Annotated in this window: 10 protein-coding genes; 3 read left to right on the forward strand and 7 right to left on the reverse strand. The window is 65.6% G+C overall.

Annotated features, from left to right (window positions below; genetic code table 11):
• Positions 1–19: 19 nt before the first annotated feature.
• The 3 genes from AC0L2P_RS14165 to AC0L2P_RS14175 are packed head-to-tail and all read right to left on the reverse strand — an operon-like array spanning position 20 to position 3719.
• Positions 20–1564 (reverse strand): sugar ABC transporter ATP-binding protein, encoded by a 1545-nt coding sequence (locus AC0L2P_RS14165; protein WP_473501881.1) that lies wholly within the window; start codon positions 1562–1564, stop codon positions 20–22.
• Complete coding sequence (locus AC0L2P_RS14170) at positions 1561–2940, reverse strand: FGGY-family carbohydrate kinase (protein ID WP_473501882.1); 1380 nt, start codon at positions 2938–2940, stop codon at positions 1561–1563. Before AC0L2P_RS14170 ends, AC0L2P_RS14165 begins: the two co-directional genes overlap by 4 nt.
• A complete protein-coding gene (locus AC0L2P_RS14175) occupies positions 2937–3719 on the reverse strand; it encodes a DeoR/GlpR family DNA-binding transcription regulator (protein ID WP_473501883.1) in 783 nt (260 codons plus the stop codon). The genes AC0L2P_RS14170 and AC0L2P_RS14175 overlap by 4 nt, the downstream gene beginning before the upstream one ends.
• 226 nt (positions 3720–3945) lie before the next feature.
• Here AC0L2P_RS14175 and AC0L2P_RS14180 point away from each other — a divergent pair, with 226 nt between their 5' ends.
• From AC0L2P_RS14180 to AC0L2P_RS14190, 3 genes are read left to right on the forward strand one after another with little or no spacing between them, the layout of a single operon-like run.
• On the forward strand, positions 3946–4989 hold the full coding sequence (locus AC0L2P_RS14180; protein ID WP_473501884.1) for a class II aldolase/adducin family protein: 1044 nt from the start codon (positions 3946–3948) through the stop codon (positions 4987–4989).
• Between the two features lies 1 nt (position 4990).
• Positions 4991–6292: an FGGY-family carbohydrate kinase gene (locus AC0L2P_RS14185; RefSeq protein WP_473501885.1), complete on the forward strand. Its 1302-nt coding sequence runs from the start codon at positions 4991–4993 to the stop codon at positions 6290–6292.
• Positions 6289–7140 carry a TIGR01459 family HAD-type hydrolase gene (locus tag AC0L2P_RS14190; protein WP_473501886.1) on the forward strand — a complete coding sequence of 284 codons (852 nt, stop codon included), beginning with the start codon at positions 6289–6291 and terminating at the stop codon, positions 7138–7140. Before AC0L2P_RS14185 ends, AC0L2P_RS14190 begins: the two co-directional genes overlap by 4 nt.
• A 20-nt stretch (positions 7141–7160) precedes the next feature.
• Here AC0L2P_RS14190 and AC0L2P_RS14195 read toward each other — a convergent pair whose 3' ends face one another.
• The 4 genes from AC0L2P_RS14195 to AC0L2P_RS14210 all read right to left on the reverse strand — a co-directional run bounded on the left by AC0L2P_RS14195 (position 7161) and on the right by AC0L2P_RS14210 (position 13227).
• Positions 7161–7967, reverse strand: coding sequence for an exodeoxyribonuclease III (locus AC0L2P_RS14195; RefSeq protein WP_473501887.1), 807 nt, complete (start codon positions 7965–7967; stop codon positions 7161–7163).
• Positions 7968–8097: 130 nt separating this feature from the next.
• On the reverse strand, positions 8098–8781 hold the full coding sequence (locus AC0L2P_RS14200; RefSeq protein WP_473501888.1) for an outer membrane lipoprotein carrier protein LolA: 684 nt from the start codon (positions 8779–8781) through the stop codon (positions 8098–8100).
• A gap of 134 nt (positions 8782–8915) precedes the next feature.
• Positions 8916–11567, reverse strand: coding sequence for an FtsK/SpoIIIE family DNA translocase (locus AC0L2P_RS14205; protein WP_473502028.1), 2652 nt, complete (start codon positions 11565–11567; stop codon positions 8916–8918).
• 337 nt (positions 11568–11904) lie between these two features.
• Positions 11905–13227, reverse strand: coding sequence for an ammonium transporter (locus AC0L2P_RS14210; RefSeq protein WP_473502029.1), 1323 nt, complete (start codon positions 13225–13227; stop codon positions 11905–11907).
• Positions 13228–13243: the final 16 nt, after the last annotated feature.

Consider the following 13243-nt stretch of genomic DNA (forward strand, 5'->3'; position numbering starts at 1 on the left):
GTGTCGGCCACCTTGTCGGTCATCGCTGAGCCGCTCCCGTTGCAAGTTCCATGATCGCTTCCTGCCGCAGCGGCTCGCCCTCCGACGCCGTCACCTCGCCGGCAATGGTGCCGTCGCGCATCACCAGCACGCGGTCGGCGATGCCGATCACCTCCGGCAGTTCGCTGGAGATCATCAGGATGGCGATGCCCTTCTTGGCCAGATTGTCGATCAGGCGGTAGATCTCCGACTTCGCCCCGACATCGACGCCGCGGGTCGGCTCATCGAGGATGACGACCTGCGGCTCTGTTTCCAGGAGGCGGGCGAGCAGCACCTTCTGCTGGTTGCCGCCCGACAGCGAGCCGGCATTGGCCTGCACCGAGTTGGTGCGGATGGAGAGGTCCGACACCGCCTTGGCGGCGCGCTTTTCGGCGGCCGTGAAGTCGCGCAGACCGCCGGCCTTCGCGTCCTTTGCCAGCACGCCCATGCTGATGTTGTCGGAGATCGACATGTCGAGGAACAGGCCAAGTTGCTTGCGGTCCTCGGTCAGGTAGGCGATGCCGGTGTCGAGCGCCTCGCTTGGCGAACCGATGGATATCGGTTTGCAACCGAGCTCCAGCGTGCCTGATGTGTGCCTGTCGGCGCCGAAGATCAGCCGTGCCAGCTCGGTGCGGCCCGAGCCGACCAGGCCGGCCAGTGCCAGCACCTCGCCCTTGTGGAGGTCGAAGGAACAATTCTTTATGAGATTGCCATCCGACATGCCGCGCACCGACAGCGCGACGGCGCGCTTGCTGTCCGGCGGACGGTGATCCTTCTTGTAGAAGGTCGATAGATCGCGCCCGACCATCATCGATACCAGGCGCGAGGCGTTCAGGTCGGCGCGGTCGAGCGTGCCGACATAGCCGCTGTCACGCAGCACGCTGACGCGATCGGCGAGCTGGTAGACCTCTTCCATGCGGTGGCTGATGTAGATGATGGCAATACCTTGCGACTTCAGCGTCGCGATCACCTCGAACAGCCGGTCCGTCTCACGCGAGGTCAGCGACGTGGTCGGCTCGTCCATGACGATGATGCGCGCATTGGTCGACAGCGCGCGGGCGATTTCCACCAGCTGGCGTTCGCCGAGCGACAGGCTGGCGACCGGAGTGCGCGCCGAAAAGGTCACGCCGAGCCGCGCGACGATCTCGCTGGCGCGCCGATTGCACTGCTCGCGATCAACGACGCCAAAGCGTCGCGGCTCGTTGCCGAGAAAAATGTTCTGCGCCACCGTCAGATTGGGCGCCAGCGACAGCTCCTGATAGATGACCGCAATGCCGGCGGCGCGTGCCTTGATCGGATCACCGGTGGCGGCCGGCACCCCGTCGATCAGGATTTCGCCGCCGGGGTCCGGCCGGTAGGCGCCGGACAGCACCTTCATCAACGTCGACTTGCCGGCACCGTTCTCGCCCATCAGCGCGTGCAGCTCGCCGGCGTGAACCGCCAGCGAGACATCGTGCAAGGCGCGGATCGGGCCGAACGTCTTCGAGATGTGGCGCATCTCCAGCACCGGTTGGCGCACTGTCTCGATCCGGGCGATGGCGCTCATCGCGTACCTCCCGAGGCTGCGCTGGCCACAGCCCGGTCGGCGGCGAGGCCGCGCCAGTCGTTGCGATAGCCGGCAAGGCCGCTGAAGCTTGCCGCATGCACCGCCTCCGGCGCTTCGGTCGCAAATTCGCGTCCGACACTTTCGAAGGCAAGTGCGGCAGCACCGGTGGCACTGCCCTCCAGCGTTGCGCCCTGCAGGAAGGCCTGCCCGGGCCGCAGCTGCGCCAGCAACGCCGCAAGCAGCCCGCCATTGTTCAGGCCGCCGTCGACGATCACCGTATTGTCCGACTGGATCAGCTCGAGGCACAGATCGACCATCAACGCGACATAGAGCAGCGCCATGGCCGCGCGTTCCTCGGCATTGGGCGTACGCCCGACCAGTTCGCCGCGGCGGTGCGGCATTGGGCCGCCGGGCGCGAAGCTCGGCAGCGCCATGATGCCGGCGTCGATCACCCGTTGTATCGATGACGGCGCAATTGCGCCCTGCCAGCCGGCGCTGATCGTCGCGAATTCGCGCCCGCCCATGAAGCGGACGGTTGGCACCGGGCCGCCATCGACATCGACATTGACCAGCATGTCGCGCTCGCCGTCGAGTGCATCGAGCGGGCAGTCCGGATTGAGCACGACCACCCAGGTGCCGGTCGAGACCACCGTCACCGGCCCAAGCTGCTGCCGGCGGTAGGCATGGAGCGCGGCATTGCTGTCGTGGACGCCATTATGGATGACGACCAGCTTCGCGGCGTGGCCGAAGCGCTGCTCGCCGATCACCGCGCCGGCACGCTCGAAGGCCGGCATCTGGCCGCGCCAGCCCTCGGCATCGACCAGCGAGCTGAAATCGCGCTTACGCGGCGCCCACAGATGCGAATGGCAGCCGAGATACGAAACTTCCGATACCGGCCGGCCGCCAAGGCGCCAGCTCCAATATTGGGGGTAGCCGAGGATCGATTTCGCTGCGACGAAAGCCCCAGGCTCCACCTCCTTCAGCCACAACATGTGGCGGCCATAGTTGAAGCCAAGCGGCAGGCGCGGTGAAAAAGTCTCGGCAAAATCCGGAATGCGGCGATCGATCCGCGCGGCGATTTCGGCCGGCGGTTCCTGCTCGTAATCGAGGATCGGATGCGTTAGCGCGGCGTCGTGGACCAGCGCGAAAGTGCAGCCATGGCCGGATACCATCAGCCCTTCCACGCCATGTGCATCAACCGCCTCATCGATGGCGCGGGCCGCCCAGTCGTGCAGCGCTGGCTCGTCGAGCACGCTGAAGCCGCCTTTGCGGATCCAGCTCGGCTGGGTGCGGCGCTCGTCGAGGATCTGTCCGTCCTGGCCGAAGACGAACAGCTTCGAATTGGTCTTGCCGAAATCGAGGACGGCGATGTTCATTGGCCGCCTCCCGAGGAAGCGGCGATCCGCACCGCGACGCCGGCATCTTCGAGCATGCGCGCGTCGGCGTCGGACAGGCCGTCATCGGTGATCAGCGTGCCGATCCGCGGCAGCGGCAGTGCCACGTTGCGCGCGTGGATCGACAGTTTGCGGCTGTCGGCCAGCACGACGATCTGGTCGGCGCAGAGGCTGAGCTCGACGATCGAGCGGACCAGCAGCGGGTGCGATTCCAGAAGACCTTCCTGGCCGATGCCTTGCGCGCCGAGAAAGAACTTCGAGGCGTAGAACGGCACCGTCTGCGTCAGCGAATGGATGATGCCCGGCTCGCGGTGCAGTTCGCCGCCGGCGACGGTGAGGCTGCAATGGCCGTGGTCGCTGAGATAGGCCGCGAGCGGCATCGAGTTGGTGTAGAGCCGGATGTTGCGGTCGGCGAGCTTGACGCCGAGATGGAAGCAGGTCGAACCGCCATGCACGATGACCGCGTCGCCGTCGCGCACCATGGTGGCGGCGAGAGCGGCGATCTGCCGCTTGGCCTCGACGGCGAGGTCGCGGTTCTCGTCATAGGGCCTGGCATAGGCGACGCCGGCCTGCGAAACGCCATCGAGCGCCGAGATGCCGCCATAGACCTTGCGCGCTTCGCCGGCCTCGTCGATCTTGTCGATGTCGCGCCGCACTGTCGCCGCCGACACGCCAAGCCGCTCCTGCAGCTCGCGCACCGATGCGAAAGGCCGGTCCCGCAAGAGCTCGACGATCTGACGCTGGCGGCCGGAGTCGCTCAACCCTTACCTCCCAATGCGCTTGCCTCCCAAGCATTTTGCGCGGCGTTGCCATTTTGCACGGCAATGGTGCAACTTACTCAACGGGGCTCGGATTGCAAGCTGATTTGACGCGATAACATCACTGTTGACGTAACTTACTCGCATCTGCGATACCAGGGTCGGTCTTCGTCCCGGCGACGGGACGTCCAAAGCCGTGGCCACGCGGCCGGTTTGTGAAGGAATTCCGATGACGATCAGTGCGGATGCGCAGGAACTGGCAGCGCTGAGGTCGCTTTCGGCCGAGATCGGCAGTGACCCGCATCTGACCCAGGCCGCCGGCGGCAACACCTCGCTGAAAGCCGGCGACACGCTCTGGATCAAGGCCTCCGGCACCTGGCTGAAGGACGCGCTCACCGCGGACATCATGGTGCCGGTCAGCATCCCGCCATTGCTCGACGCCATCGAACGGCGCGACCCGGCCGCCGAACAGCCACAGGCCTTCGCCATCGAGGCGCTCAATTCCTGCGGGCTGCGGCCCTCGATCGAGACCACCGTGCATGCGCTGATGCCGCAGCGCATCGTTGTGCATGTCCACTGCGTCGAGACCATTTCGCTTGCCGTGCAGGCCGACTGCGAGGCTGAGGCCGCCAGGCGGCTCGACGGCCACCAATGGGCGTATGTTCCCTATCGCCGGCCGGGACTGCCGCTCGCCCAGGGCATCGCCGAGCGCCTGCGGCCAGGCGTCGATATCCTGATCCTCGGCAATCACGGCCTTGTCGTTGCCGCCGAAACCGTCGCCGCGGCCGACATGCTGCTGCGGCGCGTGACACGGCTGTTGGCGCGGCCGCCGCGCCAGGTGGCGGAACCGGACATCGCGGCATTGACGGCGCTCGCCGGCGGCAGCGGCTACCGACTGCCGGCCGACGTCGAGGCGCATGCGGTGGCGATCGATCCCGAAAGCTGCCGCATGGCGTCACGGGGCAGCCTCTACCCCGACCATGTCATCTTTCTCGGCGAGGTTTCGGTCGTGGCGAGACCGGGCGAGGATGTGAAGCGCGTCATCGAGCGCTGCGGCGCCGCACCGGTGGCGATGCTGTTTCCGGGCCTCGGCGTGCTGATGCGCGGCGACGCCGGCGCCGGCGCCGACGCCATGCAGCGCTGCCTTTCCGACGTGACGGCGCGGGTCGATGTCGCGGCGAAGCTGAATTATCTGACAGCGGCGGAGAATGACGAACTGATCAACTGGGACGCCGAAAAATACCGTCAGAAACTCAATGCCGGAGGCAGCTGACATGCCGCGTTCGCCAAGCCCGCTATCAACCGGCCCGCTTGCCGTCGGCATTGACATCGGCACATCCGGCGCGCGCGCCGTCGCCATGCGCCCGGACTTTTCCATTGCCGCGCATTCCGCTATTGCCCTCGAGCGATTTGGGCTGAACGGCCGCGACCCTGCAATATGGTGGGAGGCGGTCGGCGCGACGTTGGCGGAACTGCTCAAATGCATCGATCGCGCGGCAGTGCGCTCGATCGCCGTCGACGGTACGTCGGGCACGCTGCTGCCGGTCGACGGCGCCGGGCGGCCGCTGGCAGAGCCGCTGATGTACAACGACAAGGTCGCTGACGAGGCTATCCTGGCCGCTATCGCTCGCCAGGCGCCGGCGGCGAGCGCCGCGCACGGGCCGACCTCCGGTCTCGCCAAGGCGCTGTTTTTCCAGCACCTGCCCGGCGTCGCCACTGTGCTGCACCAGGCCGACTGGATCGCCGGACAGTTTTCCGGCCGCTTCGATGTCAGCGACGAGAACAACGCCCTGAAGACCGGCTACGACGTCGAGGCCCGGCGCTGGCCGGACTGGATCGCGGCGACCGGCATGCGCATGGAATTCCTACCACGCGTCATGCGGCCGGGCGATGTCACGGGCACGCTCACCGCCACCACCGCGAAAATGTTCGGCCTGCCGCGTGACGTAGCCGTGGTCGCCGGCACGACCGATGGCTGTGCGTCGTTCCTGGCGACCGGTGCGAGTGCCGCGGGCGACGGCGTCACCGCGCTCGGCTCGTCGCTGACCATCAAGATCGTCTCCGACCGGCAGATCTCGGCGCCGCAATTCGGCATTTACAGCCATCGACTGGGTGACATTTATCTGGCGGGCGGCGCCTCGAATTCCGGCGGCAAGGTGCTGGCCCAGCATTTCCCCGTCGCCCGCATTGTCGAGCTCAGCAAGAAAATCGACCCGGCGACCGAGACCGGCCTCGATTATTACCCGCTGCCGGCGCTGGGCGAACGCTTCCCCATAGCCGATCCGGCCTTGTCGCCCCGTCTCAAACCGCGGCCCGCCGACGACGCCGACTACTTGAAAGCGATGTTCGAGGGTATTGCGGCGATCGAAGCGCTCGGCTATCGCCGGCTTGCCGAACTCGGCGCCCCCCGGCTGACATCGGTCAGGAGCGTTGGGGGCGGTGCGGCCAATCCGGCCTGGACGGCGATCCGGCAGCGTAAGCTCGGCGTCGCCCTTTTGCCGGCTCTGTCGGACGAGGCCGCCGCCGGCACGGCGCGGCTGGCGCTGAGGGGCGCAAGCGCAGCGGGGCTTTTATGATGGCCAAGGCAATTCAACACCTCGACGGCATCGCCGCGCTGGCCGAGCGCTATCAGGTGTTCCTGCTCGACCAGTTTGGTGTGCTGCACGACGGCACCAGCGCCTATCCAGGCGCTGTCGACGCCTTGTCGGCACTCAAACGCGCCGGCAAGACCATCGTGCTGATCTCGAATTCCGGCAAGCGGGCGCAACCCAATGAGCGCCGCCTGCTGAAGCTCGGTTTCGAACCGGGAAGCTGGGATCACTTTGTCTCCTCCGGCGAGGTGGCGTGGCGCTCCTTCCATCAAATGGCGGCATCCGGGGCCTTGCGCCCACAGACAAAATGCCTGCTGATCCGCCGCGACAATGACCGTTCGGCTGTCGACGGCCTGCCCTTCGTCCTGGCCAGGGACGGCGACGATGCCGAACTGGTGCTGATTTCCGCCAGCGAGGGCGATCGCTACGACCTCGAGCATTATCGCCGGCTTCTCGGTCCGGCCGCGGCGCGCCGTGTGCCATGCTTCTGCACCAACCCCGACAAGATCATGCTGACTCCCGTCGGCCCTCGCTTCGGCGCCGGCCGGCTCGCCGATCTCTATGAGAGCCTCGGCGGCAGCGTGGCGCGCATTGGCAAGCCCAATCCGCAGATATTCGAGGCAGCGCTGGCACTGGCGGGCCACCCGGAGCGCGACAGCGTGATCTGCGTCGGCGACAGCGTCGAGCACGACATCGTCGGCGGCAACGGCGTCGGCGTCGCGACGACGCTGGTCCTGTCGGGCATATTGGCGGGGGCGCCTGACCTGGAGGACGTTTTCGCCACGCTGAACGCCCGTCCCGACTACATCGCGGATAGCTTCAGGTTCCGCTGAGTTGCTAAGGCGAGACAAAGCTAATCGAGGTTGAAACGCCCGATCACCGGCACATGGTCCGAGGGCCGCTCCCAGCCGCGCGCCGGCCGCAGGATTTCATAGCCGGTAAAATGCGGCACCAGGTTTGGCGACGACCAGATATGGTCGAGGCGGCGGCCGCGGTTTGAGGCCTGCCAATCCTGGGCGCGATAGCTCCACCAGGTGTAGAGTTTCTGCTCGTGAGGCACATTGAGCCGCATCAGGTCGATCCAGTCGCCGGCGAGCCGCATCGCCTCAAAGTTTTCCGTCTCGACCGGCGTATGGCTGACGACGTTGAGCAGTTGCTTGTGCGACCAGACATCGTGCTCGAGCGGCGCGATGTTGAGATCGCCGACCAGGATCGAACCGGAGTGCTCGTCATGCTCGGCGCGCACGGCGTTCATCTCGGCAACGAAATCGAGCTTGTGCTTGAACTTGCGGTTGACGGCCGGGTCGGGCTCGTCGCCGCCGGCCGGAACGTAGAAATTGTGCAGCAGGATCGTTTTGCCGCCGGCCTTGACGGTGACCGACAGATGCCGGCTGTCGTCGATATCGCAGAAGCGGCGCTTTTCGACGATCTCGATCGGCCGACGCGCTATGGTCGCAACGCCGTGATAGCCCTTCTGGCCATGGAAGGCGATGTGCTCGTAGCCGAGCTTGCGGAACGCCTTCTCCGGAAACAATTCGTCCGGAACCTTGGTTTCCTGCAGGCAGAGCACGTCCGGCGCCTGCTCGACCAGCAGGCGTTCGACGATCGGCATGCGCAGCCGGACGGAGTTGATGTTCCAGGTAGCGACGGAAAACGGCATGTGGGTTCCGGACAACGCAAGATCCGCCGGATGGCTCCGACGGAAGTTAATCGCGGAACTACTGCCAGCCGCGCACCACAAAGACAAGCCGCCCGCACCAGCGCGAAAGGCCTCCCGCAACGGCAGAAAGTTACCGCGTCCTGGTGTTCAGCTCGCGGTTCGCCGTATAGTCGATGGCGAAGGTGTCGGGGGCGAAGCTGACGCCCTCCTTGGTGTTGAAGATCATCACCGTCGTGTCCTTGCCTTGCGCATCGGTGATGGTCCACTGCCGCAATTCATAGGATTTCGGATCGAACATCATGGTGATCTTCGAATTGCCGAACACCGATTTGTCGGCAAGCTGGATGGTGGTGAGATCGTCTTCTTCCTTGACGCTTCTGACGCGTCCGCCCGAGAGATCGATCTTGTCGTCGAGCAGCAGCTTCAGCGGCGTCTTCGACAGCGGATAGAGGTCGGAGGTCCGCAGCTTCTTGTTGAGGATGACCACCGACTTGCCGTCGGAAATCACCCTGAAATTCGAGGCGCCGTCATAATTGAAGCGGATCTTGCCCGGCCGCTCCAGAAAGAACTTGCCGCCGGTCTGCTCGCCCTTGGGCCCGAACTGCACGAACTCGCCGCTCATCGATTTGACCGAGGAGAAATGATCGGCGATCTTCTGCGCCGTCGCCGGAACCGCTGCTTGCGCCGACGCCAGCAGCTGGAAGCCGGGCACGAGGTTGGCGGCCGCCGCACCGGCCAGGACCAGACCGAGGCCGAGCACCTGCCGGCGGGTTGGGGCGAAATCCCTGCTTGGGGCGAAAGTTGCGTTTTTCATGCCGGTCACCATCATCTGATTGCTTGCTCGTTATATTGGTCTGGCCCCCCAGTTGGGCTTAAGTTTGGCAGGCCGCACGGCCCCCGTCCGTTGCAACGCGCCAAAAGGTTCAAAGTTGCCGGCGTGGATGCGCTCTAGAACTTGTCGTCCTCCGTCGGCACCAGGATTTCGCGTTTTCCGGCATGATTGGCCGGGCCGACTATGCCTTCCTTCTCCATCTTCTCGATGATCGAGGCGGCGCGGTTGTAGCCGATGCCGAGCCGGCGCTGGATGTAGCTGGTCGAGGCTTTGCCGTCGCGCAGCACCACCGCGACCGCCTGGTCGTAGGGATCGTCGGAATCCTCGAAATTGCCGCCGTCGCCGCCACCACCGCCTTTGCCCGAGGGCTCATCGTCGTCCTTGTCGTCGTCCTCGGTGATGGCGTCGAGATATTCCGGCACGCCCTGCAGCTTCAGATGCGCGACGATCTTCTCCACCTCGTCGTCGGAGACGAAGGGACCGTGCACGCGCTGGATGCGGCCGCCGCCGGCCATGTAGAGCATATCGCCCATGCCGAGCAGCTGTTCGGCGCCCTGCTCGCCCAGGATGGTCCGGCTGTCGATCTTCGATGTCACCTGGAACGAGATACGGGTTGGGAAATTCGCCTTGATGGTACCAGTGATGACGTCGACCGACGGCCGCTGCGTCGCCATGATGACATGGATGCCGGCGGCGCGCGCCATCTGCGCCAGGCGCTGCACCGCGCCTTCGATGTCCTTGCCGGCGACCATCATCAAATCGGCCATCTCGTCGATGATGACGACGATGTAGGGCATCGGCTCGAGGTCGAGGTTCTCCGTCTCGTAGATCGCCTCGCCGGTCTGGCGGTCGAAGCCGGTCTGCACGGTGCGGGAGATCCTTTCGCCCTTTTTCTCGGCCTGCTGCACGCGCGCGTTGAAGCCGTCGATGTTGCGGACGCCGACCTTGGACATCTTGCGGTAGCGGTCCTCCATCTCCCGCACGGTCCATTTCAGCGCCACCACCGCCTTCTTCGGATCGGTGACCACCGGCGTCAGAAGATGCGGAATGCCGTCATAGACCGAGAGCTCCAGCATCTTTGGGTCGATCATGATTAGCCGGCAGTCCTGCGGCGTCAGCCGGTAGAGCAGCGACAGGATCATGGTGTTGATGGCGACGGACTTGCCCGAGCCGGTGGTGCCGGCGACCAGCACGTGCGGCATCTTGGCGATGTCGACGATCACCGCCTCGCCATTGATGGTCTTGCCGAGCGCCAGCGCCAGCTTGGCCTTGGTGGTCTCGAAATCGCGGCTGGCCATGATCTCGCGCAGATAGACGGTCTCGCGCCTGGCGTTCGGCAATTCGATGCCGATGGCGTTGCGGCCGGGCACCACGGCGACACGGCAGGCGATGGCGCTCATCGAGCGGGCGATGTCGTCGGACAGGCCGATCACCCGCGACGACTTGATGCCGGGCGCCGGTTCCAGCTCGTAAAGCGTGACGACGGGACCCGGACGCACATGGATGATCTCGCCCTTGACGCCGAAATCCTCCAGCACGCCCTCGAGCAGGCGGGCGTTCTGCTCCAGCGCGTCTTTGGACAGGCTGGCGTCGCGCACCACGTTCTTTGGTTCCGACAGGAAGTGCAGCGACGGCATCTCGAATTTTTCCGAGCCGACCAGCGAAGTCTGTGCCTCGCGTTGTACCCGGGCGCCGGGTGCCGGCCGCGGCGCCGGAGCCTCGACGCGTGTCACCGCGTCGGAGCGGAAGTTCTGCACCTTCGCCGTAGCACGGCGCTGGCCGGCCGGCTCGGGCGCGAAATCCATGTCGTCGCCATTGTCGTCATTATCGAAGACGTCGGCATCGTCGGGGTCGATCGAGGCACTGCGGTCGTTGACCATGGCGGCGAAGAATTCCGGCTCGACGCGGGCGCGCCCGCCCGGGCTCATCCGCGCCTCGGCGAACTCGGCCGATTCGACCCGTTCGGCCGCCCGCCGCCAGGCGCTGGGGCGCGACTCCAGCTCCGGCTCGAAATCGTCGCGCTCGCGCCGGCGCGCGGCGCGGCGGCGCAGATAGGCCCGCAGCGACAGCCACCAGTGGGTGATGGCGCCAAGCGCCAATATGCCTTCGTCGCCCTCGTCCTCTTCATTGTCGAAAAGCAGCTCGTCCTGCGGATCGGGCACGGCAGGCTGTTCGAGGACGGCAAAGCCGTTCTTGCGTGAAACCAGCGCCGAACCATACAAGAATACCCACAGCGCCGGCGCTGCCAGGAGCACGGCGAGGACGCTGGCGACGAGGCCGGTCGGGTAGCCGCCGATGACCAGGCCGGGAATGTTGAGCACCATGTCGCCGAAGACGCCACCGAGGCCGGTCGGCAGCGGCCAGGTCTTGGGCGGCACCACGCAGCCGGCAATTGCGGCGCCAAGCAGCGAAAACCCGAACCAGGCCAGCGCCCGTTTCGGCAGCCGGTCGACCCCGCGCGCTGTAAACAGCAGAAATCCCCAGATCACCGCCGGTACCAGCGCCGCAACGGCGGCAAGCCCGAAGAACTGCACGGCAATGTCGGAAAAGACCGCGCCCGCATAACCCATTGCATTGGTGACGATATTGTCGGTGGCGTGCGAAAAGCTCGGATCGGCGACGTTCCAGGTGGCAAGGGCGGCAACGCCGAAGCCAACCAGTGCAAACAGCCCGGCACCGACCAGCCGCCCGACCTGGCGCCTCGCGAACGCCCGGATGCCGTGCCCCGTATCGGCCAGCGCAAGCGGTGCTGAAGCCCCTGAACGCATGCTCATCCTCGTCTGTCGTTGCCCGGCCGGGCGCGGACGCGCAACACGGCAGATTCGGCTGTCAGACTAGCGGCGGGAAGGTTAAGGGCGCATTAACCATGGGCAATCTGCGTCGCCGGAACGGGCGACCGCCACCACAGTTCGGAGCCGCTGCGGCCGCTGTTCACGCCGCCGGCGGATCGAGCACCTTGATCAATCGATTGTGATCGAGCCATCACGGCCGTCTGCGCAAAAAAAGAGGCCCGGAAATCTTCCGGGCCTCAAGGCGTGAGCCCTTGCGGGAGCATCACGACGGGATCTTCCCGGCACCGGCAAACGCCGGTGCCAGCCAATAGCTTTACGGCACCACTTCCCCGTGCTGGCTGATGTCGAGGCCTTCGACCTCTTCCTGGCTGGAAGGACGCAGGCCGACCAGCGCCTTGACGATGTAGAGGATCACGAAGCTCGCGATCGCCGTCCACAGGATGGTGAAAACGATACCGTAGAGCTGCTTGCCGACAGAGGCACCCGAGCTAAGGCTGTTGATCGCCGGATCGGCGAGCACGCCGGTCAGCAATGCGCCGATGATGCCGCCGACGCCGTGTACGCCGAATGCATCGAGCGAGTCGTCATAGCCGAACGCGTGCTTGAGCTTGACGGCCGAGACGTAGCACAGCACGCCGGCGACGATGCCGACGATGAAGGCGCCGGTCGGATTGACGAAGCCGGAAGCCGGCGTCACCGCGACCAGGCCGGCGACGGCGCCCGAGATGATGCCGAGAACGCTCGGCTTCTTGGCGACGATCCATTCGGCGAACATCCAGGCGAGCGCCGCAGCGGCTGCGGCAACCTGGGTGTTCAGCATCGCCGCACCGGCAAGGCCGTCGGCAGCCAGTTCCGAACCGGCGTTGAAGCCGAACCAGCCGACCCACAGCAGTGAAGCGCCGATGACGGAGTAGACGAGGTTGTGCGGCGCCATATTGGTGGTGCCGTAGCCTTCTCGCTTGCCGAGAACCAGCGCGCAGACCAGGCCGGCAACGCCGGCATTGATGTGAACGACCGTACCGCCGGCGAAATCGAGAACGCCGGCTGTGCCGAGGAAGCCGCCGCCCCACACCCAGTGCGCGATCGGGGCGTAGACCACCAGCAGCCACGCTCCCATGAAGATGAGCAGCGCCGAGAACTTCATGCGTTCGGCGAAGGCGCCGGCAATCAGCGCCGGCGTGATGATAGCGAAGGTCATCTGGAACATCGAGAAGACGAACTCAGGAATGTTCGCCACGCCCGGCAGCCACAGCGACGAGGTGGTGATGCCGTTGTGGAAGAACTTCGAGAAGCCGCCGAGATAGGCATTCATGCCGCCGCCATCCGAGAAGGCCAGCGAATAGCCGAACATGAACCAGAGCACCGTCACCAGGCAGGTGATGGCAAAGCTCTGCATGATAGTGGCGAGCACGTTCTTCTTGCGCACCATGCCGCCATAAAACAGCGCCAGGCCCGGTATGGTCATCATCAGCACCAGCGCCGTCGAGGTCAGCATCCAGGCGGTGTTGCCGGTGTCGAGCGCGGGCGCAGGGGCAGCCGGTGCTGCCGGAGCCGCTTCCTGCGCGAACGCAGCAACCGTGCCCAGTGCAGCGAGAGCGAGCGAGCCCAAAACGGCCGCGCGTCCCGTTATCTTCAAGGTGGAAGGAATATTC

This window comes from Mesorhizobium sp. WSM4836, assembly GCF_055811815.1.

Bases quoted from the DNA above. Each gene is read 5' to 3' on its own strand.
- AC0L2P_RS14180 (WP_473501884.1), top strand. From the start codon at position 3,946: ATGACGATCAGTGCGGATGCGCAGGAACTGGCAGCGCTGAGGTCGCTT.
- AC0L2P_RS14200 (WP_473501888.1), bottom strand. From the start codon at position 8,781: ATGAAAAACGCAACTTTCGCCCCAAGCAGGGATTTCGCCCCAACCCGC.
- AC0L2P_RS14205 (WP_473502028.1), bottom strand. From the start codon at position 11,567: ATGCGTTCAGGGGCTTCAGCACCGCTTGCGCTGGCCGATACGGGGCAC.
- AC0L2P_RS14165 (WP_473501881.1), bottom strand. From the start codon at position 1,564: ATGAGCGCCATCGCCCGGATCGAGACAGTGCGCCAACCGGTGCTGGAG.
- AC0L2P_RS14185 (WP_473501885.1), top strand. From the start codon at position 4,991: ATGCCGCGTTCGCCAAGCCCGCTATCAACCGGCCCGCTTGCCGTCGGC.
- AC0L2P_RS14190 (WP_473501886.1), top strand. From the start codon at position 6,289: ATGATGGCCAAGGCAATTCAACACCTCGACGGCATCGCCGCGCTGGCC.
- AC0L2P_RS14195 (WP_473501887.1), bottom strand. From the start codon at position 7,967: ATGCCGTTTTCCGTCGCTACCTGGAACATCAACTCCGTCCGGCTGCGC.
- AC0L2P_RS14170 (WP_473501882.1), bottom strand. From the start codon at position 2,940: ATGAACATCGCCGTCCTCGATTTCGGCAAGACCAATTCGAAGCTGTTC.